Annotated in this window: 17 protein-coding genes; 3 read left to right on the top strand and 14 right to left on the bottom strand. The window is 66.8% G+C overall.

Annotated elements, in window-relative coordinates; genetic code table 11:
- Positions 1 to 106 precede the first annotated feature (106 nt).
- Positions 107 to 2,347, top strand: a complete 2,241-nt coding sequence (gene katG, locus ABIA73_RS03910) for a catalase/peroxidase HPI (RefSeq protein WP_354275456.1) — start codon at positions 107 to 109, stop codon at positions 2,345 to 2,347.
- Positions 2,348 to 2,514: 167 nt separating this feature from the next.
- Here the strand turns inward: katG and ABIA73_RS03905 are convergent, their stop codons facing one another.
- Together ABIA73_RS03905 and ABIA73_RS03900 are read right to left on the bottom strand one after the other, a co-directional pair.
- The gene (locus tag ABIA73_RS03905) at positions 2,515 to 2,922 is read right to left on the bottom strand and encodes an RNA-binding S4 domain-containing protein (RefSeq protein ID WP_279208567.1); all 408 of its coding nucleotides are present in this window, start codon (positions 2,920 to 2,922) and stop codon (positions 2,515 to 2,517) included.
- 9 nt (positions 2,923 to 2,931) lie between these two features.
- A complete protein-coding gene (locus ABIA73_RS03900; RefSeq protein WP_025873813.1) occupies positions 2,932 to 3,171 on the bottom strand; it encodes a hypothetical protein in 240 nt (79 codons plus the stop codon).
- 62 nt (positions 3,172 to 3,233) lie between these two features.
- Between ABIA73_RS03900 and ABIA73_RS03895 the strand changes: the two genes are divergently transcribed.
- Entirely contained in the window at positions 3,234 to 4,706 is a 1,473-nt protein-coding gene (locus ABIA73_RS03895; RefSeq protein ID WP_354275455.1) for an MATE family efflux transporter, read from the top strand.
- Between the two features lie 82 nt (positions 4,707 to 4,788).
- Here the strand turns inward: ABIA73_RS03895 and ABIA73_RS03890 are convergent, their stop codons facing one another.
- The 11 genes from ABIA73_RS03890 to ffh all read right to left on the bottom strand — a co-directional run bounded on the left by ABIA73_RS03890 (position 4,789) and on the right by ffh (position 12,295).
- Positions 4,789 to 5,196 carry a DUF1801 domain-containing protein gene (locus ABIA73_RS03890; RefSeq protein ID WP_313283357.1) on the bottom strand — a complete coding sequence of 136 codons (408 nt, stop codon included), beginning with the start codon at positions 5,194 to 5,196 and terminating at the stop codon, positions 4,789 to 4,791.
- 34 nt (positions 5,197 to 5,230) lie between these two features.
- Positions 5,231 to 5,665, bottom strand: coding sequence for a DUF1801 domain-containing protein (locus ABIA73_RS03885; protein WP_033830650.1), 435 nt, complete (start codon positions 5,663 to 5,665; stop codon positions 5,231 to 5,233).
- 76 nt (positions 5,666 to 5,741) lie between these two features.
- Entirely contained in the window at positions 5,742 to 6,116 is a 375-nt protein-coding gene (locus tag ABIA73_RS03880; RefSeq protein ID WP_025873817.1) for a DUF6404 family protein, read from the bottom strand.
- An 81-nt stretch (positions 6,117 to 6,197) separates the two neighbouring features.
- Positions 6,198 to 6,599 carry a 50S ribosomal protein L19 gene (gene rplS / locus ABIA73_RS03875; protein WP_025873818.1) on the bottom strand — a complete coding sequence of 134 codons (402 nt, stop codon included), beginning with the start codon at positions 6,597 to 6,599 and terminating at the stop codon, positions 6,198 to 6,200.
- A gap of 151 nt (positions 6,600 to 6,750) precedes the next feature.
- Complete coding sequence (trmD, locus tag ABIA73_RS03870) at positions 6,751 to 7,509, bottom strand: tRNA (guanosine(37)-N1)-methyltransferase TrmD (protein ID WP_025873819.1); 759 nt, start codon at positions 7,507 to 7,509, stop codon at positions 6,751 to 6,753.
- Positions 7,510 to 7,517: 8 nt separating this feature from the next.
- Positions 7,518 to 8,030, bottom strand: coding sequence for a ribosome maturation factor RimM (rimM, locus tag ABIA73_RS03865; RefSeq protein WP_025873820.1), 513 nt, complete (start codon positions 8,028 to 8,030; stop codon positions 7,518 to 7,520).
- A gap of 45 nt (positions 8,031 to 8,075) precedes the next feature.
- Entirely contained in the window at positions 8,076 to 8,336 is a 261-nt protein-coding gene (gene rpsP, locus ABIA73_RS03860; RefSeq protein WP_025873821.1) for a 30S ribosomal protein S16, read from the bottom strand.
- Between the two features lie 148 nt (positions 8,337 to 8,484).
- Positions 8,485 to 9,267 (bottom strand): aminotransferase class IV family protein, encoded by a 783-nt coding sequence (locus tag ABIA73_RS03855; protein ID WP_354275454.1) that lies wholly within the window; start codon positions 9,265 to 9,267, stop codon positions 8,485 to 8,487.
- Positions 9,264 to 10,340, bottom strand: coding sequence for an NAD(P)H-dependent flavin oxidoreductase (locus tag ABIA73_RS03850; protein WP_354275453.1), 1,077 nt, complete (start codon positions 10,338 to 10,340; stop codon positions 9,264 to 9,266). Before ABIA73_RS03850 ends, ABIA73_RS03855 begins: the two co-directional genes overlap by 4 nt.
- Before the next feature lie 88 nt (positions 10,341 to 10,428).
- The gene (locus tag ABIA73_RS03845) at positions 10,429 to 10,863 is read right to left on the bottom strand and encodes a hypothetical protein (protein WP_354275452.1); all 435 of its coding nucleotides are present in this window, start codon (positions 10,861 to 10,863) and stop codon (positions 10,429 to 10,431) included.
- Positions 10,864 to 10,918: 55 nt separating this feature from the next.
- Positions 10,919 to 12,295 carry a signal recognition particle protein gene (ffh, locus tag ABIA73_RS03840; RefSeq protein ID WP_025873824.1) on the bottom strand — a complete coding sequence of 459 codons (1,377 nt, stop codon included), beginning with the start codon at positions 12,293 to 12,295 and terminating at the stop codon, positions 10,919 to 10,921.
- A gap of 122 nt (positions 12,296 to 12,417) precedes the next feature.
- Here ffh and ABIA73_RS03835 point away from each other — a divergent pair, with 122 nt between their 5' ends.
- Complete coding sequence (locus ABIA73_RS03835; protein ID WP_025873825.1) at positions 12,418 to 13,212, top strand: cytochrome C assembly family protein; 795 nt, start codon at positions 12,418 to 12,420, stop codon at positions 13,210 to 13,212.
- Positions 13,213 to 13,323: 111 nt separating this feature from the next.
- Here the strand turns inward: ABIA73_RS03835 and ABIA73_RS03830 are convergent, their stop codons facing one another.
- Positions 13,324 to 13,788 (bottom strand): hypothetical protein, encoded by a 465-nt coding sequence (locus ABIA73_RS03830; RefSeq protein ID WP_105163668.1) that lies wholly within the window; start codon positions 13,786 to 13,788, stop codon positions 13,324 to 13,326.
- Positions 13,789 to 13,815: the final 27 nt, after the last annotated feature.

The following is a 13,815-nucleotide window of genomic DNA, read 5'->3' as shown; positions in this document are numbered from 1 at the left end:
CCACTATCGCATCGGTTGAATCAATCGAATTTACCCATCATTAGGCGATGCCTATGGTGGGTAAGCGATCTGATTCCCTCATTCGCCAGCCCACAGGTAGAGACCCATGAAAAGCGAAGCGAAGTGCCCGTTCAACCATGCCGTCGTCGGTGATGCGACGACCAACCGCGACTGGTGGCCGAACCAGCTGCGCGTGGATCTGCTCAACCAGCACTCCACGCGCTCCAATCCCCTTGATGCGGGCTTCGACTACGCCAAGGCCTTCAATGGGCTGGACTACAGCGCCCTGAAGGCCGACCTGAAGGCGTTGATGACCGACTCGCAGGACTGGTGGCCAGCCGACTTCGGCCACTACGGCGGCCTGTTCATCCGCATGGCCTGGCACAGCGCCGGCACCTACCGCATCGATGACGGCCGTGGTGGTGGTGGCCGCGGCCAGCAGCGCTTCGCTCCGCTCAACAGCTGGCCCGACAACGTCAGCCTGGACAAGGCGCGACGCCTGCTGTGGCCGATCAAGCAGAAATATGGCCAGGCCATTTCCTGGGCCGACCTGCTGATCCTGACCGGCAACGTCGCGCTGGAGTCGATGGGCTTCAAGACGCTCGGCTTTGCCGGCGGCCGTCCCGATACCTGGGAGCCGGACCAGGACGTGTACTGGGGCCGCGAGACCACCTGGCTCGGCGGCGACGTGCGCTACAAGCACGGCTCGGAGGGCGTGCAGGAGGAGCACGGCGTGCTGGTGTCCGATGACGACGCTGATGGCGATGTGCACTCGCGCAAACTGGAAAACCCGCTGGCCGCGGTACAGATGGGCTTGATCTATGTGAACCCGGAAGGCCCGGATGGCAATCCCGATCCGGTGCTGGCCGCGCATGACATCCGCGACACCTTCGGCCGCATGGCAATGGACGATGAGGAAACCGTCGCCCTGATCGCCGGTGGCCACAGCTTCGGCAAGACCCATGGTGCCGGCCCGGCCGACAACGTCGGCAAGGAACCGGAAGCAGCGGGCCTGGAAAGCCAGGGCCTGGGCTGGGCCAACAGCTTCGGCAGTGGCAAGGGCGGCGACACCATCACCAGCGGCCTGGAAGTCACCTGGACCCGCACCCCCGCGCAGTGGAGCCACGACTTCTTCGAGATCCTGTTCGGCAACGAATGGGAGCTGAGCAAGAGCCCGGCCGGCGCGCACCAGTGGGTCGCCAAGAATGCGGACGCAGTGATTCCCGATGCGCACGATCCATCGAAAAAGCACCGCCCGACCATGCTGACCACCGACCTGTCGCTGCGCATGGACCCGGCCTACGAAAAGATCTCGCGGAAATTCCTTGCTGATCCGCAGGCCTTCGCCGATGCCTTCGCCCGCGCCTGGTTCAAGCTGACCCATCGCGACATGGGCCCACGTGCGCGCTATCTCGGCCCGGAGATTCCGGCCGAGGAATTCATCTGGCAGGACCCAGTGCCGGAAGCCAAGCACCCGTTGATCGACGCCAAGGACATCGCCGCGCTGAAGCAGAAGATCGCAGCGACCGGCCTGAGCGTGGCCGAGCTGGTGTCCACGGCGTGGGCCTCGGCCTCGACCTTCCGCGGTTCGGACAAGCGCGGTGGCGCCAATGGTGCACGCGTGCGCCTGGCACCGCAGAAGGACTGGGCGGTGAACCAGCCGCAGCAGCTGGCCAAGGTGCTGGCCGCGCTGGAAAAGGTCCAGGCCGAGTTCAACGGCGCGGGCAGCAAGCAGGTGTCGCTGGCCGACCTGATCGTGCTGGCCGGTGGCGTCGGCATCGAGCAGGCAGCGAAGGCCGGCGGCCATGACCTGAGCGTGCCGTTCACTCCGGGCCGCACCGATGCCAGCCAGGAACAGACCGACGTCGAATCGTTCGCGGTGCTGGAACCGGCTGCCGATGGTTTCCGCAACTACCTCAAGGGCGCTTACAGCGTGCCGGGTGAGGCGCTGCTGATCGACAAGGCTCAGCTGCTGACCCTCACGGCACCGGAAATGACCGCCCTGGTCGGTGGCCTGCGCGTGCTCGGCGCCAATGCTGACAGCGGCAGGCACGGCGTGTTCACCAGCCGTCCCGGCACGCTGAGCAACGACTTCTTCGTCAACCTGCTGGACATGGGCACCACCTGGAAGGCGACCGGTCGCGAAAGCTATGAAGGCCGCGGCCGCAGCGATGGCGCTGCGCGCTGGACCGGCACCCGTACCGACCTGGTGTTCGGCTCCAACGCCGTGCTGCGCGCCCTGGCCGAGGTCTACGCCAGCGTCGATGGCGAGAAGAAGTTCGTGCAGGATTTCATCGCCGCCTGGACCCGGGTGATGGAACTGGATCGCTACGACCTGCACGGTTGACCGGATATGGTAGGTGCCAACCTTGGTTGGCACCTGGCACGGCGCCCACCAAGGTGGGCGACTACCAGACTCTGCTGCGGGGCCTTTACCCGGTTGATGCCGACCTTGGTCGGCACATGGCGCAACGCCCACCGAGGTGGGCGACTACCAGCGCCCGGGCGGCGCCGTCACAGGGCGTCGATATCACCCAGTGCGCGGATCAACCGGCGTGCGCGCTTGTCCGGCTTGTGCTCCGGTGCCTGGTAGCCATCACGCGCGGCAATGCGCAGCGCACGCTGTTCGGCGCGGCGGGCCTTGGAGACTTCGCTCTCGGCATACAACTGCTGCGCCACCGGCGCCGGACCGCGCTGGTCGCTCAGGCCCAGCACCTGGATCTCGAAGTGTTCTTCACCGCGATCGACCAGCAGCTGCTCTCCAACGCGTACTGCGCGCGAGGATTTCGGACGCTGCCCGGCCACGGATACCTTGCCGGTCTCGATCGCCTGTTTGGCCAGGCTGCGGGTCTTGAAGAAGCGGGCCGCCCACAACCAGATGTCCAGACGGACGCTGGGCGCCAACGGGGAAAGCTCGGACATCGGTGGGGACTACTCCGTTCGCTTGTTCAGGGGGCGCGGATTGTCGGGGTCGGTGCGGCAGCCGCTGCCCCCGATCAATGCCGGCGTGCCGGCCGCCAGGTCCTGGCGCTGGCTGCCGACCAGGCACTCGGGGCGGTCGGTCGGCCGCACCTGGGTATCGCCCAGCCGGTCACCCGACGAACATGCGGCCAGTGCCGCTGCGATCAAGGCCGCCACGATCATCCGCATCGCCTGTTGTGGTTGATGCATTGCCACATCCTGCAAACCGGCTTGATGCTAGTGTGCGCCTCCCGGGAATCGATCACCACTCCATGGCCAAAGCGCCGCTTGACCTGACCTCCGGCCCGATCGGCCGCAACCTGCTGCTGTTCGCGCTGCCGATCCTGGCAGGCAACATCGCGCAGTCGCTGAACGGCTCGGTGAATGCGGTATGGGTGGGGCGCTTCCTTGGCGAAGCGGCACTGACCGCGACCGCGAACGCCAACAACATCATGTTCTTCCTGATCGGTTCGGTGTTCGGCTTCGGCATGGCCTCGACCATCCTGATCGGCCAGGCCATCGGTGCGCGCGACATCGCCCAGGCACGACGCGTGGTCGGCACCAGCGCCACGTTCTTCATCGGCCTGTCGGTGATCATCGCCATCGCCGGCTGGTTCCTGGCCCACCCGCTGCTGGCGGCGATGGGCACGCCCGCCGCCTCGCTGCCGTTGGCCGAGGCCTATCTGCGCATCATCTTCCTGGCGATGCCAACGCTGTACGCCTTCGCCTTCCTCAGTGCGGCGCTGCGCGGTGCCGGCGATTCGCGCACGCCCTTCCGCTTCCTGCTGGTCTCGGTGGTGCTGGACATCGCCCTGAACCCGGTGCTGATCTTCGGCATGGGGCCGTTCCCGGAACTGGGCATCGCCGGCTCGGCCTGGGCCACGCTGGTGTCGCAGACGCTGTCGCTGGCAGGCCTGCTGCTGTACATGCGGCACAAGCGGCACACGCTGTGGCTGGGCCGCGCCGACATGCACCTGTTCAAGCTGGACATGACCATCCTGCGCGCGCTGGTGGTCAAGGGCGTGCCGATGGGCCTGCAGATGGTGCTGATCTCGCTGTCGGTGATCATGCTGATGACCATGGTCAACCAGTACGGCACTGACACCGGCGCAGCCTACGGTGCATCGCTGCAGCTGTGGAACTACGTGCAGATGCCGGCGATGGCGATCGGTGCGGCGTGTTCGTCGATGGCCGCGCAGAATGTCGGTGCGCAGCGCTGGGATCGCGTGCGCGGTACCGCACGCCAGGGCATCGCGTTCAACTTCCTGCTGACCGGCGCGTTGATCCTGCCGCTGGTGCTGCTGGACCAGTATTCGCTGGCCTTGTTCCTGCCGCAGGGCAGCGAGTCGCTGCAGATCGCGCGGCACCTGAACCACATCGTGATCGGTTCGTTCCTGTTCTTCGGCGTCAGCTTCGTGATCTCCGGCGTGGTGCGCTCCACCGGCGCGGTGCTGCCGCCGCTGCTGATCCTGGCCGCGTCGCTGTGGGGCGTGCGCGTGCCGTTCGCCGAATTCCTGCAGCCGTACTGGGGTGCCGATGCGATCTGGTGGAGTTTCCCGGCCGGTTCGCTGGTGTCGATGCTGCTGTCGCTGGCGTATTACCGCTGGGGTGGCTGGCGCAAGGCGAAGATGATCAGTACACCGGTGCATGCCGAAGAACTCGCCACGCCCTCGGAGATTCCCGCCTGTCCGCCTTCGCCGGTGGCCGACCCGGATGTGGCGCTGGAAACCATTCCACCGCGTTGAACATGCACCGGTAGTGCCGGCCGCTGGCCGGCAACCGCGCGATACCTGGGAAGTCCATGGGATTGCCGGCCAGCGGCCGGCACTACCGCTTTTTCTTTTCCGCGTTGTGCCTGGCGGCGGCGCGCAGCAGTGCTTTCAGCGCCGCGCCGTTGGGCATGCCGCCTTCGTGGATGTCGATCGCGCGGCGTGTGCCGCCTTCCAGGCTGGCATTGAACAGACGCTTCGGGTCCGGCAACGCGGCGCCGTGGGCGAAGGTCAGCTTCACCGCCTGCTTGTAGGTTTCGCCGGTGCACAGGATGCCGTTGTGCTCCCACACCGGTGTGCCGCGCCATTTCCAGGTTTCCTCCACGTCCGGCAGCACCTCGTGGATCAGCGCGCGCACGCGGGCGAGGATGTCGCCGCGCCAATCAGCGAGCTCGGCGATGCGGGCGTCAATCAGGGCGGCAGCGGGGAGAGCGGCATCTGCGGGATCGGACTTCTGCGTGGCCATCGCGTGGTCTCGTTCGGGGAAAGAACCTGGGGGATTACATGCGTTCGCCAGGCAGCTGGCTGGCCTGCCGCACCCAGTCGAGGAACCGCGCCTCGTCCAGCGGCTCGTCCTCAAGGATGTGCAGGTAGCGCGTGTCGGCGCTCTTGGACGGTTCAGGCGGAACAGGCTGCAACAGCGCGCCGCGAAAGAACGCGACCTTGATGTAGCGGGCGAAGCAATGGAAGCTGAGGAACCAGCCCTCGCCGGCAGCAACGCCGTACATCGGCGAGTTCCATTTCACTGCCTTGTGCACACCGGGCACGGCCTGTTCGATCAGGGCGTCCAGACGCTCACCAACGGCCCGTTTCCAGTCCGGCATGGCAGCGATATAAGCCTGCACGGGCGCATCGCCCTCACCCTTGGCGATCTGCGGGTTACCGCCGGACAGCAGCTTCGGCGCGGCACTGCTGGCAGGTCGCTTGGCGGGCATCGCAGGGGCCATGAGGGGTGAAGGCCCGAGCGTACGCCGCCGCCCGGCAGCGGTCACGGCGCACTGCGCCATGGTCTCAGAGGCTGCTGCGGAACTGCCGCCAGGTGGGCAGCTTGCGGGCCCCGCGCAGGAACCACATCAGGGTGGCCATCACCAGGCCGAACATCACGCCTGCCGCCACCCCGGCAAGCAACAGCAGTTCCAGTGCCGGGGCCCTGCCCTGCCACAACAGCAGCCACATCAGTACCGTCCAGAACACGCCAAACAGCAAGCCCTGCAGCAGCGTATTGGTCAGGAAACCGGCCAGTATCGGCGGCGGAAGCGCGACACCCAGCCGCCACAGCATGCGGTGCAGCAAGGGGGCCGCTTCCCTCCGTGGCACCCCGGAACGGTCCAGGAAGCGCAGCGCCACCTGGATGTCCGCCGGGTATCGATGGTCGGTCTCATCCATCCACTGAAACTAACGAGGCGGCACCACAAACGCAAACGGCCGCCCGAAGGCGGCCGTCGCGGCAACAACCGAAGTTGTTTATCAGCCCTTGGTTGCCAGGCGGGCAGCCTTGGCGGCAGCAGCAGCAGCCAGATCTTCCTTGATGCGGGCAGCCTTGCCTTCCAGGCCACGCAGGTAGTACAGCTTGCCTGCGCGGACCTTACCACGGCGCTTCACTTCGACCGAGTCGATGATGGCGCTGTGGGTCTGGAACACGCGCTCGACGCCGTAGCCGTGCGAGATCTTGCGCACGGTGAACGAGGAGTTCAGGCCGCCGTTCTTGGTCGCGATGACAACGCCTTCATAGGCCTGCACGCGCTCGCGGGTACCTTCCTTCACCTTCACGTTGACGACAATGGTGTCGCCCTGGCTGAACTGCGGCAGTTCGCGGGTGATCTGGGCGGATTCGAATTCCGCGACGATGGACTTGTTCAGCTTGCTCATGGGTTACACCGATTCATTGTTCGGGTGGGCGTGTCATTCGACAGCGTGGGCTCATGCAGTCACCGGACTGTGCTGCACGTTTGTTTTGGGTACTGCGCACCGGCCGGGGCCGGCGTAATTGGCCATGATAGCCGATAAAGCAGGGCTGGCGCTAGACCTTGCCCTTTTCCGCCGGGACCTGGCGGGCCAGGGCCAGCAGCTTGCGGTCGGCCTTGCCCAGCGCCTGTTCATCCAGCAGGTCCGGGCGCCGCTGTGCTGTACGGATCAACGACTGCTGCCGGCGCCAGGCGGCGATGGCGGCATGGTTGCCCGAGCGCAGCACGTCCGGCACGTCCCCCAGCGGATGCTGGGCCGGCTGGCTGTAATGCGGGCAGTCGAGCAGGCCGAGGTCGCCCTCGAAACTGTCCTGCGCCGCGGATTCGGCGTCATTCAAGGCGCCTTCCTGCAGCCGGGCCACCGCGTCGATGATGACCGCCGCCCCCAGCTCGCCGCCGGACAGCACATAGTCGCCGAGGGAAATCTCCTCATCGACATTGGCGGCCAGGAAGCGCTCGTCGATGCCTTCATAGCGGCCGCAGAGCAGGACCATGCGCGGCAATGCCGCCAGTTCCCGCACCTTGGCCTGGGTCAACGGCGCGCCCTGCGGGCTGAGATGGATCACCCGCGCAGGCGTCGGATCGGCCTCACGGATCGCCTGCAGGCACGCCTGCAGCGGCTCGATCAGCATCACCATGCCCGGGCCACCGCCGAACGGACGATCGTCCACCCGGCGGTAGTTGCCCTCGGCGTAATCACGGGGATTCCAGCCATGCAGGCTGAACAATCCCTTTTCCTGCGCACGGCCGACCACACCCAGCCCAGCGGACTGGGCGAGGAAATCGGGGAACAGGGTGATGACGTCGAAACGCATGCTCACACTCAGAACTCGGGGTCCCAGTCGACCACGACCAGATTGGCCTCGAAGTCGACGGATTTGACGAACTCCGGCACGACGAACGGAATCATCCGCTCGCGGTCACCGCGTACGACCACCACATCGTTGGCGCCGGTACTGAACAGGTGCGAGACCTGGCCGAGGGCAACGCCTTCGACGGTCTTCACATCCAGGCCCTCCAGATCGACCCAGTAATACTCGTCGGCATTGGGCGGCGGCAGCGCACTGCGGGCCACGAAGACCTCGGTGCCATGCATCGCCTCGACCGTGTCGCGATCCTCGATGCCCGGGAAACGGGCCACCAGGTGCTTGCCGGTATCCCGGCCACGGGCGCCTTCAAGCGTCGATTCCTGCCCGTTGGGGCTGCGCAGGATCCACGGTTGGTAACGGAAAATAGCGGAACGCGGCTCGGTCCAGGACTCGAGCTTTATTTCGCCGCGCACACCAAAAGCGCCGACAATCCTGCCAAGCAGGATGCGGCGCTCGTTATCTTTCATCTGCGTTCAATCAGATGGGCCGCACCAGGGCGCGGCCCGTCAGGATCAGGCCGCAGCGGCCTGGGACTTGCTCGCTTCCTTGATCAGGTTGCGAACTTTCTCGGTCGGCTGGGCGCCGTTCTTGACCCAATGGTCAACGCGGGCCAGGTCCAGCTCGATGCGCTTCTCGCCGCCCTGTGCAACCGGGTTGTAGAAGCCAACGCGCTCGATGTTGCGGCCGTCGCGGGCGCTGCGGACGTCGGTGACGATGATGTGGTAGAACGGACGCTTCTTGGCGCCGCCGCGGGTCAGTCGAATCTTGACCATGGTGGTTTTTTCCTATTGCCCAGTCGCCAGGATGGCGCGGTAAGCGGGCGATTATAGCGGCAGAGTCCGGCCGAGCCAACCCCGGGCGTCTACCCCGGGGTCAGATCCCTTTTACCGAGCAAAAGGGTTCTGACTCCAACGGTTCCATTCAGGAAAGCGACTGCCAGGGCACCCGGGCCAACACCGCCCTGCCCTGTTCGGCCAGGGCCTGCGAACCCGGCAGCACCTGACCGTCGATGGCGTCCAGCGCCCACACCCCACTGGCGTTGCAGGCGAAGGCGGCCTGCATGCCGGCCAGCTGCTCCAGCCGCAACGGCCGGGTCTGCTGTGGGCCCACCCAGGCCGCCTGCAGCAGCGCTTCAGCGGTTCCCCGCAGCGCAGGCGCCTGTGGCCAGATCAGGTGTTCGCCGTCATGCACGGCCAGGTTCCAGGTGGTGCCCTCGCTGATCTGCCCGTCGGCAGTGACGAACAGCGCATCGTCGACACCCGCTGCCAACGCGGCACGGCGCTGGGCGAACAGTCCAAACGTACCGACATGCTTGATCTGCGGCAGCTCTCGCTGCCATGTCGCGCTGCGTACGCGTTTCGGCGCGGTCAGCGCGACCGGCGCGGAGACGGCAACCAGTACATCCACCGGCACGCTTGCCAGTGGCTCACGGAAATCGAAACGGCGCGAGAACACGGTGACCCGCATCGATGCGTCGACCTGGCCGGCCTGTTGCAGCGCCTGCGCCATCCACGCCTGCACCTGCGCGATATCGAGCCCGCTGCCGAACAGTTCCTGCGTTGCCTTGGCCAGCCGCTGCAGATGCAGATCAAGACCCTGCACCGCGTTGCCGCGCACCTGCAACGAGGTGAAGTGGCCGTAGTTGGTCAGCGCCGGCAGCAGGTCTTCGGCCCGCGCCGTTGCGCCGTTGCAGGTCACCGTCATCGCAGCAGCGCCTGTGCCTGTTCCCACATGCCACGCAGCACGCCAGCGGCCGGCGCTGCCGGTGCCATCCATGCCGACTGCCCGGCCCAGGCCTGCATCGCAGCAAGCCGGTTTTCCTGCGTGGCCTGTTTGCGCATCGGTCCAGTCAGGCCACGCTGCACCGGGTACGGGCGCGGCGCGGGTGCGCCCTCGGCAGCAGCTGCACGCACGTAGGCAGTCGCCAGGCCGCGGCCAAGGCGCCCACTGAACGCGCGCGTCGGCCAGGTGTCTTCGGGTTCGCTGCGGGCCAATGCATCGGCCCATGCCGGCGCCACCGCTGCTTCGGGTGTGCGCAGGAAGGCCGTGCCGATCTGCACGGCGCTGGCCCCGAGCATCAAGGCAGCAGCAATGCCGCGACCGTCGCCGATTCCGCCCGCAGCGATCACCGGAATATCCAGGTTGTCCGCCAGCCGCGGCAGCAGTGCGAACAAGCCGACCAGCTGCTGCTCTGCACGCATCGGATCGAAGGCGCCGCGATGGCCGCCGGCTTCGGCGCCCTGCGCGACCACCGCGTCAGCACCCGCGTCCTGCGCAGCGCGCGCTTCGGCCAGCGTCGTAGCGCAGGCGATCCAGGCGATGCCCGCATCCTTCAACTGCTGCACATGACGCGGCGACAGCACGCCCATGATGGTCGAGGCCACCGCCGGCCGTGCCGCCAGCAGCGCACTGAACTGCTCCTCGAAATCGGCAGGCGCGGCATCCGCTGCGCTGGCCGCAACCTCCGGCCCCCACTGGCCCAGGAACGCACGCGTGGCGGCCTCGGCGGCCACATCGCGCACCGGCGCGGGATCGGGCAACCACAGGTTCACCTGCGCCGGCCCGCTGGACGCTGCACGGAAGTCCTGCATCCAGCGACCGATATCCGCCGCCGGCGACAACACGGCCCCCATCGCGCCCATGCTGCCGGCGTTGGCCAGCGCGGCGGAAAGCGGAACCGGACAGGCACCGGCCATCGGTGCCAGCAGGATCGGCAGCTGCAATGAAAAACGCCGACAGAAATCGTCGGCGCGTTCGAGAATCGGCGAAAGGCTCACGCGACGCACCTGTGGGAGGAGTCGCTGCCAGCATACGCCAGACACTGTGGACGGGAGCGTCGCCGCGGGCGATCCGCTCCCGCCCGGCTCAGCGTGCAGACACCGCGTAGGTGCGGACCAGCTGGCTGTCCATTTCTTCGTTGAACTTGAACGTCACGTAGCGCGCGTCATCAGCGGCGAACTCTTCCTCGGCGCTGGCGCGACCGATCTCGGTGCCCTCGGCATCCAGCGCACGCGCCACCAGCTTGCCCTTGAACGCCTTGTCGGCCACCACGTACACCGCCGCGTCCTTGGAGCCCATGCCACGGCTCTTGCCGAGGGTGACGGTGAGGCCCTGCGCGACCAGGCCCGGATCGGCCTGCAGCGTCACGTTCATGCGCTTGTCCACGCCCTCGCCCAGCCCGGCGACGAAATCGGCAGCGGTACCACTGATGGCACTACCGGCCTTCTGCGACACGGAGGTGTCGTCCTTGCAGGCAACCAGGCCCAGGGCCAGCGCCATCACCACGATCGACTTGTTCATGCACATTCCTTTGATTGATTCCGCGGGTTGTTCAAGCGTCCGATACAGCGCGCGCTCAGCGGAACGGCATGCCACGGCCGCCCATGGCGCCCATCATGCCCTTCATGCTGCGCATCATGCCCTTCATGCCGCCACCGGCCATCTTGCTCATCATCTTTTCCATCTGCATGTACTGCTTCATGAGCTTGTTGACGTCGGCCGGGGTCACGCCCGAGCCCTTGGCGATGCGGGCGCGACGCGAGCCATTGAGCAGGTTCGGGTTGCGCCGTTCCTTCTTGGTCATCGAGCCGATGATGGCGATCATGCGCGGCACTTCCTTGCCTTGGCTGACCTGCTGCTTGAGGTGCTCGGGAATCTGGCCCAGGCCCGGCAGCTTGTCCATCAGGCCGCCGATGCCGCCCATGTTCTGCATCTGCTCGAGCTGGTCGCGCATGTCGTTCAGATCGAACTTCTTGCCCTTGGCGACCTTCTCGGCCAGCTTCTGCGCCTTGTCCTTGTCGACCTGCTGCTCGACCTGCTCGACCAGCGACAGCACGTCGCCCATGTCGAGGATGCGGCTGGCGATACGGTCCGGGTGGAACACGTCCAGGCCTTCCGGCTTTTCGCTGACACCGACGAACTTGATCGGCTTGCCGGTGATGTAGCGCACGCTCAGCGCGGCGCCGCCACGGGCGTCACCGTCGGTCTTGGTCAGGACCACGCCGGTCAGCGGCAGCGCATCACCGAAGGCCTTGGCGGTATTGGCCGCGTCCTGGCCGGTCATGGCATCGACCACGAACAGCGTTTCAGCCGGGTTGACCGCAGCGTGCAGGGCCTTGATCTCGGCCATCATCGCTTCGTCGATGGCCAGGCGGCCGGCGGTATCGACCAGCAGCACGTCGACGAACGACTTGCGCGCGTCATCGATGGCGGCGCGGACGATGGCCTCCGGCTTCTGCTCGGCGCTGGACGGGAAGAACAGCACGCCCACCTGGTCGGCCAGCGTCTTCAGCTGCTCGATCGCCGCCGGACGGTAGACGTCCGCCGAGACCACCATCACCTTCTTCTTGCGCTTTTCCTTCAGGTGCTTGGCCAGCTTGCCGACCGTGGTGGTCTTGCCGGCGCCCTGCAGGCCCGCCATCAGGATGATGGCCGGCGCGGGAACGTTGAGGTTCAGGTCGCTGGCTTCGGCGCCCATCACCGCGGTCAGCTCGTCGCGCACGACCTTGATCAGGGCCTGGCCCGGGGTCAGCGACTTCAGCACTTCCTGGCCGACCGCACGCACCTTGATGCGTTCGATCAGGGCCTGCACCACCGGCAGCGCGACGTCGGCTTCAAGCAGCGCGATGCGGACCTCGCGGGTCGCCTCGCGGATGTTCTCTTCGGTCAGGCGGCCACGGCCGCGCAGGCGCTCGATGGTGCCGGAAAGGCGCTGGGTCAGGGACTCGAACATGCGGCGCAACCTGTCTGAAAGCGGGGGACAATAAGGCCCACAGTATAACGGGTCCATCGCGCTCCCCGGACTGCGACGCCACGCCCGTCGCCAGCACCGCGGGGGTATGCGAAACTTCAACGATGACAATCGTTCTCATCGCCGTCCTGCTCTACCTGGCCGCCAGCGCCCTGCTGGTGCGCGCCCTTGGTCGCAACGACGGGGTGACCTCGCCCGCCTGGCTGTGGCCTGCGCTGCCGGCGATGCTGCTGCATGGCGGTTACCACGTGCTGGTGGCGATGCGCACGACCGGCGGCCCGGACATGCACTTCTTCGCCGCGTTGTCGCTGGTCGGCCTGGGAATGGCCTGGCTGACCTCGCTGGTGGGCGCGCGCGGGCGCATGTCCACCCTGGGCGTAGTGGTGTTCCCGCTGGCCGCGCTGCTGCTGGTGGTCTACCACGGCTATGGCCATGAACCGAGCAAGGTGCTGGGCTGGCGCCTGGCCAGCCACGCCTGGCTGGCACTGCTGGCCTACGCCACGCTGAGCATCGCCGCGCTGCTGGCGATCATGCTGTGGCTGCAGGAGCGTGCGCTGCGGCGCCGTGAATTCCGTCCGTGGCTGCGTGCGCTGCCGCCGATGGCCGATCTGGAATCGCTGCTGTTCAGGGTGATCACCGTCGGCTTCGCCCTGCTGACCCTGACCCTGGTTACCGGCGTGCTGTTCGTCGACGACCTGCTGGCGCAGAAGCTGGTGCACAAGACGGTGCTGAGCGTGCTGTCGTGGATCGTGTTCGGCGTGCTGCTGATCGGCCGCCGCCGCTATGGCTGGCGCGGCACGAAGGCCGTGCATTGGACGCTGACGGCGATGCTGTTGCTGCTGCTGGCGTTCTTCGGCAGCCAATTCGTGATCGAGCTGGTGTTCGGGCATTCGCGCTAGAGGCGTGCCGACCAACGGTCGGCACCCACCCCAACATCACCTGGTCGTGCCGGCCGCCGGCCGACAATGGGAGCGCGGTAGATCCACGCCATGCGTGGATGCCCCGGATGCTCAGGGCAGCGGTTGGGCCAGGATCCTGCGCACCGAGCGACCGCTGTTGGTGAGGATGTCGTCGACCTGCCAGCAGCCCTCCCCTTTGCGCACCATCGGCACGCGGGTCACGTAGGCCTTGCCCCAGACCGGATAGCGCATTTCGACCTGGCCGGCCGTGGCCGAGGCCTGCTTCCAGCTGTAGCGCACCGGGCTGTCGATCTCCCCGTCCTGCGCGTCCAGCCACGGATCGGAATCGAGCGTGCAGATGCCCTCTTCGCGCACCTGGCAGGCACGCTCGCCGTGCAGCGCCTTGGCAAACGCCGCACTGGCCAGTGCCTGCGGCGGCTCCAGCAGGTCGCCCTTGCCGGTGGTCGCTTCGAAGAAGGCCCGCGCCACGTCAGCCGGTTGCTGGCAGGCCGGCGCGGCCTGCACGGTGGGGGCCAGCAGCAGGCCGATGATCACCCACATCCCTGTCTTCCGCATGTTCCAATTCCCTGGTGGTAGTGCCGG

Source organism: Stenotrophomonas sp. 2694, from assembly GCF_040548715.1.
GTDB classification, from domain to species: Bacteria; Pseudomonadota; Gammaproteobacteria; order Xanthomonadales; family Xanthomonadaceae; genus Stenotrophomonas; species Stenotrophomonas indicatrix.
The sequence above is the reverse complement of the archived record's forward strand: the minus strand, read 5'-3'. Positions and strand labels throughout refer to the sequence as shown.

What these genes read in the sequence shown, in the direction of transcription:
- katG (WP_354275456.1), top strand. Translation starts at nt 107, where the DNA reads ATGAAAAGCGAAGCGAAGTGCCCGTTCAACCATGCCGTCGTCGGTGAT.
- ABIA73_RS03905 (WP_279208567.1), bottom strand. Translation starts at nt 2,922, where the DNA reads ATGTCCGAGCTTTCCCCGTTGGCGCCCAGCGTCCGTCTGGACATCTGG.
- ABIA73_RS03900 (WP_025873813.1), bottom strand. Translation starts at nt 3,171, where the DNA reads ATGCATCAACCACAACAGGCGATGCGGATGATCGTGGCGGCCTTGATC.
- ABIA73_RS03895 (WP_354275455.1), top strand. Translation starts at nt 3,234, where the DNA reads ATGGCCAAAGCGCCGCTTGACCTGACCTCCGGCCCGATCGGCCGCAAC.
- ABIA73_RS03890 (WP_313283357.1), bottom strand. Translation starts at nt 5,196, where the DNA reads ATGGCCACGCAGAAGTCCGATCCCGCAGATGCCGCTCTCCCCGCTGCC.
- ABIA73_RS03885 (WP_033830650.1), bottom strand. Translation starts at nt 5,665, where the DNA reads ATGCCCGCCAAGCGACCTGCCAGCAGTGCCGCGCCGAAGCTGCTGTCC.
- ABIA73_RS03880 (WP_025873817.1), bottom strand. Translation starts at nt 6,116, where the DNA reads ATGGATGAGACCGACCATCGATACCCGGCGGACATCCAGGTGGCGCTG.
- rplS (WP_025873818.1), bottom strand. Translation starts at nt 6,599, where the DNA reads ATGAGCAAGCTGAACAAGTCCATCGTCGCGGAATTCGAATCCGCCCAG.
- trmD (WP_025873819.1), bottom strand. Translation starts at nt 7,509, where the DNA reads ATGCGTTTCGACGTCATCACCCTGTTCCCCGATTTCCTCGCCCAGTCC.
- rimM (WP_025873820.1), bottom strand. Translation starts at nt 8,030, where the DNA reads ATGAAAGATAACGAGCGCCGCATCCTGCTTGGCAGGATTGTCGGCGCT.
- rpsP (WP_025873821.1), bottom strand. Translation starts at nt 8,336, where the DNA reads ATGGTCAAGATTCGACTGACCCGCGGCGGCGCCAAGAAGCGTCCGTTC.
- ABIA73_RS03855 (WP_354275454.1), bottom strand. Translation starts at nt 9,267, where the DNA reads ATGACGGTGACCTGCAACGGCGCAACGGCGCGGGCCGAAGACCTGCTG.
- ABIA73_RS03845 (WP_354275452.1), bottom strand. Translation starts at nt 10,863, where the DNA reads ATGAACAAGTCGATCGTGGTGATGGCGCTGGCCCTGGGCCTGGTTGCC.
- ffh (WP_025873824.1), bottom strand. Translation starts at nt 12,295, where the DNA reads ATGTTCGAGTCCCTGACCCAGCGCCTTTCCGGCACCATCGAGCGCCTG.
- ABIA73_RS03835 (WP_025873825.1), top strand. Translation starts at nt 12,418, where the DNA reads ATGACAATCGTTCTCATCGCCGTCCTGCTCTACCTGGCCGCCAGCGCC.
- ABIA73_RS03830 (WP_105163668.1), bottom strand. Translation starts at nt 13,788, where the DNA reads ATGCGGAAGACAGGGATGTGGGTGATCATCGGCCTGCTGCTGGCCCCC.